Consider the following 10338-nt stretch of genomic DNA (forward strand, 5'->3'; position numbering starts at 1 on the left):
CTTTAGTTGAGTATACAAAAAACACCTATAGAATGCACTTCTTTTTTTGAAGTGTCCATTCTATAGGTACCATTGTAGATAAAATTCTTCTTTTTTTGATTACTAAATCAGCTACGTCCCGTAAACAACCGCAACAAGAACAAAAATAAATTCAAGAAATCCAAATAAAGACTAAGCGTCAAAACCGGCACGTCTTGCATCGTCACATCTCGTTTCATGATTTGGTTGAAATCAAATAATATATACAATGAGAACAACAATGTCCCTGCTCCTGCAAAAATCGTTGACATCAGCGAACTAAGCGGGAAAAAGATTGAGATTAACGAAATCACAACAACAATAAGTAAAGCTGCGAACAACCCTTTTGCCATAAATGATAGATCAGTTTTCATTTTTGCTCCCACAAACCCAAGGACTGTGAAGGTAACTGTAGCTGTTGCAAATGCCATTAAAACCGCGTTTCCTGCTCCTGCATCTAAATAATATTGTAAAGTAGGCGCCAAAACTAGCCCAGTCACGAATGCGAATGCCAATAATAAGCCATATCCAATTTTTGAAGCGCTCTTACTTTTGCGTACGAAAATCATCGCAATCAGTAACGCGAACTCCAATACTACAAGTGGAATGTAGAACGCCATCGGAACCTCTCGTCCAATAACAGTTCCAAGCGTTGCCATTAATAAAGATATGACAAACCAATTAAGTACTTTCTGCATAATTTCAGCTTTCGTCGCACCAGTTACAGTATGTTCAGCACTACGATAGGTTTCATTCATTATACTCTCTCCCATCCCTCAATTATTTCATTAGTATAACATGTTATATTGTATTTGAAAATGAGCATCACTAAAAAATGCATCACCAAATACCGCTCTCTCCAAACAGCGTTCATCGCACTAATTGCTTTCATATTGATTAGATTAATTGTATACTAGATTTTTTCAATCATGCCAAAGCCCATACCGCGCATCGAGCCGATACCACCTTGGACAAAATGATTTAGTAAGTATGGTTGACCGACAAGCTCAAATTTGCCGAGTGAGCAGGCAACGTGTAGATTATAACAAATGACGACCGTTTTTTTTATCGCTACTTCACGAAATTCCAAAGCGTCAATATCAGACTTTACATATTCTCCAAATTTATCGCGTAACTGAAAATATAAATTCCGCTTCAGAATAGCTTCAAAATCTTCTTCTTCCCACCAATAAAACCAATCTTTCTTTGTTTCTTTATTATGATCACGACATACGATTGGTGACAATGTCTTGAACGCCATGCGCCCTGCAACGATTTGTTCTTCCTGTACGATTTGGATATTCTTCACTTTGATTTGATTCATTTGCGAAAAAGGCAACAATTTATCTTTCACATTCACTAAGGCATTGTAATAATTAATACCTAATTCAGCATCTGCTGTCGCAAAATTAATTACGATGTTTTTTCGCTCTAGCTCAATAATAGTCCCATTAAACTTTGGTTTTGGTAAGTATACAGAAAAAGTAAAATTTTTTTGTTTATTTCCGCTATACATCTCCTTATACTTCGCCTCGTTTGATTTTGAGAGCCCTGCTTTCATAACGCTAACAACCTTGCGCCGATAGTCTGCGGGAATCTTATTGGAACTAAGTTCGCAACTTATTTTTAGTCTCATCCCAATCCTCCTCTTGATTGTTTCCACACGATACTAATATATCACTATTTCCCATATACATCCAATGATAACCTCCTCTTTCTTTCTCAAACTTTCTTTAGTACAATGAATGAAAGAAGATGCTGTTTAAACAGAGTAGCAAAATCGGAGGGACACATATGGGTAAAGCCGTTTATCATGATATTTATTTAGAGTTAAAAAAAGAAATTGAAGAAGAACAATACGCTTTTAAAGAGATGTTACCAACAGAGCATGCCCTTGCTTCTCGCTTTCGTTGCAGTCGCAACACGGTTCGGCGCGCGATTTCTGAACTCGTCAAAGTAGGCTACGTACAAAGCGTTCGCGGCAAAGGCGTCATGGTTATTCATCAACATGCATCGATTGAATTCATGTTTGGTGGCGTGGAAAGCATGAAGGAATCTCTCACTCGTAATCATAAAACATTTCAGACAAAGGTCGTGCATTTTGAGGAATTAACAATCGACGCAACATTGGCAGAAAAAACGATGTTACCAATCGGTACAGACGTTTTTTATATTAAGCGCCTGCGTTTAGTCGAAGAAGAAGCATTGATTCTTGATGTAAACTATTTTGATTGTAAAGTCGTTCGCGATCTGACTCCCGAAAAAGCCGCGCAGTCCATCTATGAATACATCGAAGACGATTTGCGCGTCAAAATTGTTACTTCTAAGCGATATATCGTCGTTGAAAAGGCACTTCCAGATGACAAAAAACATCTCGATTTAGCAGGCTACGATTGCCTAGCTGTTGTCAAAAACTACACGTATGATGCTGATGGGACGATGTTCGAATATACAGAATCACGCCATCGCCCTGATCGCTTTGTTTTCTTTGATTCTGCACAACGACTAAAATAAATCTAGCTCCACCTAAACTCCACTTTTACACATTATAATAAAGATAATCGTGTTTTCAAGGAGGTTTTCATGAAGAAAATATTAGTTGTAGAAGATGATCCAAATATTCTAGAGGTCACTCGCGCATTTCTTATTGCAGAAGGATACGAGGTCTTTGCATCAGAAAACGGGATGGAAGCATTTGGAGTTTTTGAATCGCAGACGTTTGACCTAATTATCATGGATATTATGATGCCAAAAATGGATGGCTATACGCTTTGTGAACTTATTCGTATAAAGTCAAGTACCCCCATTCTAATGCTTACTGCTTTAGGCGAAGAGGACTCTGAATTAAAGGGATTCGAGCTTGGCGCAGATGACTATATCCAAAAACCTTTTTCATATAAAGTATTGCTAAAACGCGTGGAAGCGCTCATTCGTAGAAGTTCTACAGAATCACCTGATAATATTCCTATACTAGAGCTAGCCGAAATCACGTTGAATACCGAGTCCTTTCAAGTCACATCTCACGGTCAATCGGTAGAACTAACTCGCAAAGAATTCGATATCTTACGCCTACTCATGAAAAATCCAGGTCGCGTTTTCACACGGGAAATGCTGTTGGAACAAGCTTGGGATTATGAATACATTGTCGATACGAAGATCATCAATACGCACATCAAGAATCTACGCAAGAAACTCGCTACCGATAAAATCCAAACAGTTAGGGGTGCTGGCTATAAAATGGATTACTAAGATTCGTGCGAAAATCAGTGCTAAGATATTTTTCATCACACTAGCGTTATTAATCGTATTCACAGCTTTGATTTACGCGATGTTACTTTTATTTCTGCCAAATTTCTACCTTGATTATAAGAAACAAAAACTGGATAATGGTGCCGATTTAGTCGTGGAAACGTCTAAATCGGGCTCACTACAAGATATTGAATCTGCTATAGATGATTTTGCATCAACAAATAATATTTCACCATTCTTACTGAATAGTATGAATCAGATTGTCTATATTCCTTTTACTGAAGTCCAATCTACTGGGCAGGTTTCAACGGCTATTACGATGGACTCGTCCTCTGTTGCCACCTTTTCATCTGTGTCCAATACGAGCATCGAGAAAAAGTTGACAATTGACGGTAAGCCTTATACGTTACGTTACTTTATTAATATCCAACCATTAACAGATATCTCCTCCGTATTATTACTTTTTACACCTTATTTCCTGGTTTTTGTGCTAATTCTTAGTTTTATATCAGCCTACTTTTTCTCAAAAAGAACCGTAAAACCACTTTTGCGTATGAATGACGTTGCTAATAAGATGGCACGACTCGATTTTTCGGAAAATTTGCCAGTCAATTCCACAGATGAGATTGGGCAATTATCGCGCCACCTCAACGATATGGCGCATGAACTAGAAGGAACTCTCATTGATTTACAACGCGTTAACATTCAGTTAGAGACAGAGATTGCCAAAGAACGTGCACAGGAAGAAACACGAAAACAGTTTATTACTGCTGTCTCCCACGAGCTAAAATCACCAATTGCATCAGTGATGGGTCAACTTGAAGCGATGATTCATCGTATTGGCCCTTACAGCGATCGCGATACCTATTTAAAACGTTCTTACGAGACAATGGAGCAAATGTCGGCTCTCGTGCAAGATATGTTGGAAATATCACGTGTGGACAGCGCTGATTTTGAAATGAGCAAAACAACATTTAACCTCTCTACTTTTATTAGCGATTGCATCCAACAAGAACAGTGGCATCCCAAAGCCGCAAATCGACGTTTAAGCAAACAAATAACGTCTGACGTACTCATTCACGCCAACCAAAAACTAGTCGAAAAAGCAATTACAAATGTCATTCATAATGCTTTCCAGTACTCAAAAAATGATGATAAACTCGTTATCACACTGAGCCAAACAGCAACCAGCTGGCATTTTTCCATCTATAATGACGCACCCAAAATTCCAGATGAGGAACTTACTAAACTTTTCGATGCTTTTTATCGTCTCGAAAAATCGGGCAACAAGACAACTGGCGGAAGCGGCATTGGTTTATTCATCACTGCAACGTTTCTCGAAAAATCCAAGCTTTCCTACAAAATCGAAAATCAAGAACACGGCGTCAAATTCAGCATCTGGGAACCAGAATCCACCTAATCTACACATAAGGTCCACCATATCTCCATTTTCTTACGGTAAAGTTAGTTTTATCAAAGAAATTGGAGGTTTTTTTATATGGATTTTATCAGAAGAGCTTGTATCAGCATTTGGGCAAAGAAAGGCAAGTCATTCCTTATGCTTGTCTTACTATTCGTACTCTGTAGCCTCGTATTTGCAGGCTTTGCAATCCAATCAGCTACCGAAAAAAGTGCAGAGAACGCCCGCAAGAAACTCGGTGGTGAAGTAACATTAAATTTAAACATGGACAAGCTAATGAAAGATATGGAGGCGGGAAAACAACCGAAAGAGGTCCCGCCGCTTAAACTCGAAAACATCAGCAAAGTAAAAGATTTGGAGCAAGTAGCTAATTATCAGTATCTCGTAGACGCATCTGCAGCCAAAGTTGATACAGAGCCAATTAAATCAGAGAAAAAAGATGGTGATCAAGATGTATCTGTGGCTACTGCTGGTGGTGGCGGAGAGGCAAAGATGCCAGACTTCATGTTAACTGGTACAAATAATACAGACGGTATCGCTACTTTTAAAAAAGGAACCGAAAAAATAGTTTCTGGAAAAGGCCTTACTAATAAGGATAAAGGTAATCTCGCTGTCATTGAAAAACGTTTTGCCGATCAGAATAAACTCAAAGTTGGTGACACCTTTAAACTCAAAGAATTACAAACAGATAAGCCAATCGAATTTACCGTTCATGGCATCTATACGAGCAACCAAGCAACTGGATCCCAACAATTTCCTGTCGATTTCATGGAACCGGCAAATAAAATATACATCCCAGTCGATGCCGCTATACCATTTACTCACAACGGTTCTCTAACCTCAGCAACATATACAATGACAGACCCACAGTTAATCGATGCTTTCAAAAAAGCAGCTTCTAAAGTGAGTGAAGTCGATAAAGACTTCTACCGATGGGATGCCAATGATGAAGCTTATAAAAAAATGATGACACCTATCCAAAATGTTGCATCTTTCGCGAATGTCATCGTCATTATCACAGCACTTGCCGGTGGACTAATTTTAGCCCTTCTTGTTCTTTTATCCATTCGCGAACGCCGCTTTGAAATGGGTGTACTACTCTCACTTGGAGAAAATAAAGCAAAGCTAATTGGGCAATTTTTAGTTGAAGTTATCATGATTGGTTTGATTGCCTTCTCGATTGCCTGCATCACAAGTCAACCAATTGGTCAAGCCGTTACAAATCATATGCTGGCAAAAGAAGTGCAACAAGCAAAAGACAACGAAGCGGATGAAACACCTTCTGGCGCAATGGTTACTAGCTTCGGCGGTTCAGCGGATGCAGATAAACCAAAAGGTGAAGCTATCGATTCTGTAGATGTCACGATTTCAAGGCAAGACATGATTGAAGTCGGCGGCATTGGGATGCTAGTAATTATTATCGCAACCTTACTCCCATGTCTATTTATCATCAGACTTCAACCAAAAATGATCTTATCAAAAAACGATTAAAGGACAGGTGAATTTATATGGAAAATATTTTATCGTTAAACAATCTATCTTATCAATATCAGTCTGGTGGAAAAACCCAAACCATTTTAGAAAATACATCTTATGACTTTGACGCCAGCACATTCTATACTATCTTAGGCCCATCCGGTTCTGGAAAAACAACTATCCTCTCCATCGCATCGGGCCTCGACATACCAAATCAAGGACAAGTATTATTCCAAAAACAGAGCATTAACAAATCACTAAGCTTGCAAAAATACCGCAAAAACCATTGTGCCATCATTTTTCAAGCATATAATCTGATTCCCTATATGACCGCGCTACAAAATGTTATAACAGCAATCGGCATCCAGCATCCTGGCATGAAAAACAAGCGTGCCCATGCTATTAAAGTTTTAACAGAAGTTGGACTTACCGAAGATCAAATAAAACGTCCCGTCCTAAAGCTCAGCGGAGGGCAACAACAACGGGTCACTATCGCCCGAGCCCTCTCGGGTAGCGCCCAGATCATCTTTGCAGACGAACCAACTGGGAATCTAGATGGCGAAACCGCAGAAAAAATCATTTACTTATTCAAAGCATTGGCTCACCAAAAAGGAAAATGCATCATCATGGTAACGCACGATAAATCAATTGCAAAACAATCCGATATTACCTTAACGTTAAAAGGAAAACAATTAATAGAAACATTTTGATTAAGAAACCTCGCTAAGGCGAGGTTTCTTAAATTTGTTTAAACAAATTTAAGAAAAGGCTTGCATAAGTTGTTTAAACAACTTATAATAAATCTAATGAAATCGATTACATATTATAATTATCAGAAAGAGGGGAATTTTAAGATGGCAAAGGTTACAAAAAAAAATATCGCAGCAATAATTGCAGCAATTGGTGGCGAAGATAATATTAATATGGCAACGCACTGTATTTCTCGTCTCCGTTTCCAACTTAAAGATGAATCCATTGTAGATGAAGAAGCACTAAAGAAAATCGATATTGTACGAGGTAATTTCAGCTCTAATGGCCAGTATCAAGTCGTTATCGGCCAAGGAACAGTTGATAAAGCCTATGAGGAACTCGTTCGTCAGACAAATGTCAAAGAAGTCACTACCGCAGAACTAAAAGAAGAACATGCGAAAAAATTGAATCCACTCCAAAAAGTCGTGAAAATGCTTGCCGATGTTTTCATTCCGATTTTGCCAGCAATTGTAGCTAGTGGTCTTTTACTTGGTATTAATAATGTGCTCGTTGGTGTTGGAATTTTTGTCGAGGGTAAATCACTTGTTGATATGTATCCGAACTTGGCTAGTATTGCTGGAATGATTAGTATGATTGCCGGGACCGCCTTTGCCTTCTTGCCAGCACTTGTTGGTTGGTCGGCTGTAAAATATTTCGGTGGAAACCCGCTGATGGGAATTGTGCTCGGACTCGTGCTAGTTAATCCTGCATTGATGAGTGCTTATGATATCGGGGTGAAAGAGCCTCAGTACTGGAACTTCTTTGGGCTTGAAGTAGCACAAATCGGTTACCAAGGTCAAGTATTGCCAGTTCTTGTGGCCGCTTGGGTGTATGCTTCCATTGAAAAAGCGCTACGTCGTGTCGTTGCCGATGCTTTCCAATTACTAATTGTAGCCCCAGTAACGCTTCTTGTGACGAGCGCACTTTCACTCATTGCGATTGGACCTATCACGCTCTGGATTTCTAACTGGATTACAGATGGGATTGTTGGCCTATCTAATATTTCACCTATGATTACTGGTATTCTATTCGGTGCTTGTTTCGCTCTTCTAGTTATTACTGGAATGCATCATGCTTTCCTTGCCGTCAATCTACAACTTATTTCAACGACGGGTAGAACGATGTTTTGGCCAATTCAAGCACTTTCCGATACAGCGCAAGGCTCGGCTGCACTAGCTATGGCTTTTGTGACTCGTGACAAAAAGAATCGTAGCATTGCACTCACTTCCGCACTTTCTGCCTATCTCGGAATTACAGAACCCGCGATGTTTGGGGTCAATTTACGAGCTAAATATGCCTTTGTTTGCTCGATGATCGGTGCTGGACTTGCTGGCGGATTCATCGCTTACAACGGGGTTATCTCACAATCAATCGGTGTCAGCGGTTTGTTCTCAATCCTCTCCATTACGCGAGCAGGTTGGGGAGCATACGCAATTGGTATGCTGATTGCGATTGGTGTTCCCTTTGTACTAACATGTATTATCGGATTAGCAAGACGAAAACAAGGAAATGCAGGATTTTAGGAGGATTTTTAAGATGAACAATGAATGGTGGAAAAAAGGAACAGTATACCAGATTTACCCGCGCAGTTTTAACGATTCGAATGGTGATGGCATCGGTGACATTCGTGGCATTATTGAGAAATTAGATTACCTCGCCAAACTCGGCATCGATTTACTCTGGTTGACACCAATGTATGTGTCACCACAACGCGATAATGGCTACGATATTGCAGATTATTTTGCGATTGATCCACAGTACGGAACAATGGCCGATTTTGAAGAGCTTTTAGAAGAAGCGCACCGTCGCGGGCTAAAAATTATGATGGACATGGTGGTCAACCACACATCGTATCAGCATCGCTGGTTTCAAGAAGCGCTAAAAGGCAAGGACAATCCGTATCGCGATTATTATATTTGGAAAGACCCCGCAGCAGACGGCGGACCACCGAATAACTGGCTTTCAAAATTCAGCGGTTCAGCATGGGAGCTAGATGCCGCATCTGGCCAGTATTACTTGCATCTTTATGAAGTGGGGATGCCAGATTTAAACTGGGAGAATCCAAAACTCCAAGAAGAAATCTATCAAATGATGGCTTGGTGGAGCGAAAAAGGTATCGACGGCTTCCGTTTAGATGTCATTAATAACATCTCAAAAAATCCTGATTTCCCGAATGATTCATTGACAACAGCACAGGATGATGGCCGTAAATTTTATGTTGACGGACCACATGTTCATGATTATCTACATCAGATGAATCGGCGCGTTTTTGCGAAATATAATCTTGTGACTGTTGGCGAAATGTCCTCCACAACACCAGAACAATGCATTAAATATACGCATCCAAAACGGGAAGAGCTGTCAATGGTGTTCAATTTTCATCATATGAAAGTTGACTATCCTAACGGGAAGAAATGGGCTAGTGCAAAATATCAACTATCAGATTTGAAGCATGTCATGGCCGAGTGGCAGTTGAAAATGGCGGCTGGCGGTGGTTGGAATGCCTTATTTTGGACGAATCATGACCAACCAAGAGCGCTTGCACGTTTTGCCGACGATCAAATATATCGGGAGCAAAGCGCAAAACTTCTAGCAATTATCTTGTTTGGTTTACAAGGAACTACCTATATTTATCAAGGTGAAGAAATCGCGATGACTGATGCTAATTTTACGGATATTTCGCAGTACGATGATGCAGAATCACGGAATGCGTATAAGCAAATGCTTGCAGACGGTGTATCCGAGACCGACGCATTACAAATTTTGCGTGAAAAATCACGGGAAAATGCTCGAATTCCAATGCAATGGAATGATGATGCCCATTCTGGTTTCACAAAAGGAAAACCTTGGCTCGCACCGATTCACGAAGATACTTGGACAGCTGAGAAAGCCCTCGCGAATCCCGATTCTATTTTTTATACGTATCAACGCCTAATTGCTTTACGCCATAGCCATGAAATTTTTGCAAATGGTGATTTCCGGCTATTAGACGCTGCTAGTGAAACGATTTACGATTACGAGCGTCAATGGAATAGTGAGACATTGCTTGTCGTAGGGAATTTTAGTGCAGAGGAGCAAGTTTGGAATCTTCCAGAACGACATCATAATAAAAATTGCCAAATCCTCGAATCTAATTATCCGCATGAAGCGATAACAAATACACTTGTTTTACAGCCTTACGAAGCCTTGCTGTTGCATATAAAATAAAATCAGCTAAAAAAATAATACTTTACTTTACAAGCATCACGTGTTAGTATTATCTCATGCGATGGGCCTACAAGCAGTGTGAAGATTCCACTGCCAACCCCTTAAACATCAATGCTTTGTGGAAGGCAGTTTAAGGGCGCTATAAAAGAGTCTGAGACAAAAGGTTCTCTGACCTAGAAAAATACGTATCCAAAATCTGCATTTAGATTTTGGATACG

9 protein-coding genes are annotated in these 10338 nt (G+C 39.8%); 7 read left to right on the forward strand and 2 right to left on the reverse strand.

Annotation, left to right across the window (positions count from 1 at the left end; translation table 11 throughout):
* Positions 1-107: 107 nt before the first annotated feature.
* Both R8925_RS15075 and cas6 read right to left on the reverse strand, forming a co-directional pair.
* Entirely contained in the window at positions 108-776 is a 669-nt protein-coding gene (locus tag R8925_RS15075) for a Bax inhibitor-1/YccA family protein (protein ID WP_430536612.1), read from the reverse strand.
* Positions 777-931: 155 nt separating this feature from the next.
* Positions 932-1654: a CRISPR-associated endoribonuclease Cas6 gene (gene cas6 / locus R8925_RS15080; protein WP_430536613.1), complete on the reverse strand. Its 723-nt coding sequence runs from the start codon at positions 1652-1654 to the stop codon at positions 932-934.
* Positions 1655-1812: 158 nt separating this feature from the next.
* Here cas6 and treR point away from each other — a divergent pair, with 158 nt between their 5' ends.
* The 7 genes from treR to R8925_RS15115 all read left to right on the forward strand — a co-directional run bounded on the left by treR (position 1813) and on the right by R8925_RS15115 (position 10120).
* Entirely contained in the window at positions 1813-2532 is a 720-nt protein-coding gene (gene treR / locus R8925_RS15085) for a trehalose operon repressor (RefSeq protein ID WP_430536614.1), read from the forward strand.
* A gap of 69 nt (positions 2533-2601) precedes the next feature.
* Positions 2602-3267: a response regulator transcription factor gene (locus tag R8925_RS15090; RefSeq protein ID WP_430536615.1), complete on the forward strand. Its 666-nt coding sequence runs from the start codon at positions 2602-2604 to the stop codon at positions 3265-3267.
* Positions 3242-4687 carry a HAMP domain-containing sensor histidine kinase gene (locus R8925_RS15095; RefSeq protein ID WP_430536616.1) on the forward strand — a complete coding sequence of 482 codons (1446 nt, stop codon included), beginning with the start codon at positions 3242-3244 and terminating at the stop codon, positions 4685-4687. The genes R8925_RS15090 and R8925_RS15095 overlap by 26 nt, the downstream gene beginning before the upstream one ends.
* Before the next feature lie 78 nt (positions 4688-4765).
* The gene (locus tag R8925_RS15100; protein ID WP_430536617.1) at positions 4766-6178 is read left to right on the forward strand and encodes an ABC transporter permease; all 1413 of its coding nucleotides are present in this window, start codon (positions 4766-4768) and stop codon (positions 6176-6178) included.
* A gap of 17 nt (positions 6179-6195) precedes the next feature.
* The gene (locus R8925_RS15105) at positions 6196-6873 is read left to right on the forward strand and encodes an ABC transporter ATP-binding protein (protein ID WP_430536618.1); all 678 of its coding nucleotides are present in this window, start codon (positions 6196-6198) and stop codon (positions 6871-6873) included.
* 144 nt (positions 6874-7017) lie between these two features.
* Positions 7018-8436: a PTS trehalose transporter subunit IIBC gene (gene treB / locus R8925_RS15110; RefSeq protein WP_430536619.1), complete on the forward strand. Its 1419-nt coding sequence runs from the start codon at positions 7018-7020 to the stop codon at positions 8434-8436.
* A 13-nt stretch (positions 8437-8449) separates the two neighbouring features.
* Positions 8450-10120: an alpha,alpha-phosphotrehalase gene (locus R8925_RS15115; protein WP_430536620.1), complete on the forward strand. Its 1671-nt coding sequence runs from the start codon at positions 8450-8452 to the stop codon at positions 10118-10120.
* Positions 10121-10338 lie beyond the last annotated feature (218 nt).

Source organism: Listeria rocourtiae subsp. hofi, assembly GCF_963575615.1.
Classification (GTDB): Bacteria; Bacillota; Bacilli; order Lactobacillales; family Listeriaceae; genus Listeria_A; species Listeria_A hofi.

Excerpts from the sequence above, each read along its gene's own strand:
- treB (WP_430536619.1), top strand. The coding sequence starts at position 7,018 with ATGGCAAAGGTTACAAAAAAAAATATCGCAGCAATAATTGCAGCAATT.
- R8925_RS15115 (WP_430536620.1), top strand. The coding sequence starts at position 8,450 with ATGAACAATGAATGGTGGAAAAAAGGAACAGTATACCAGATTTACCCG.
- cas6 (WP_430536613.1), bottom strand. The coding sequence starts at position 1,654 with ATGAGACTAAAAATAAGTTGCGAACTTAGTTCCAATAAGATTCCCGCA.
- R8925_RS15075 (WP_430536612.1), bottom strand. The coding sequence starts at position 776 with ATGAATGAAACCTATCGTAGTGCTGAACATACTGTAACTGGTGCGACG.
- R8925_RS15090 (WP_430536615.1), top strand. The coding sequence starts at position 2,602 with ATGAAGAAAATATTAGTTGTAGAAGATGATCCAAATATTCTAGAGGTC.
- treR (WP_430536614.1), top strand. The coding sequence starts at position 1,813 with ATGGGTAAAGCCGTTTATCATGATATTTATTTAGAGTTAAAAAAAGAA.
- R8925_RS15100 (WP_430536617.1), top strand. The coding sequence starts at position 4,766 with ATGGATTTTATCAGAAGAGCTTGTATCAGCATTTGGGCAAAGAAAGGC.
- R8925_RS15105 (WP_430536618.1), top strand. The coding sequence starts at position 6,196 with ATGGAAAATATTTTATCGTTAAACAATCTATCTTATCAATATCAGTCT.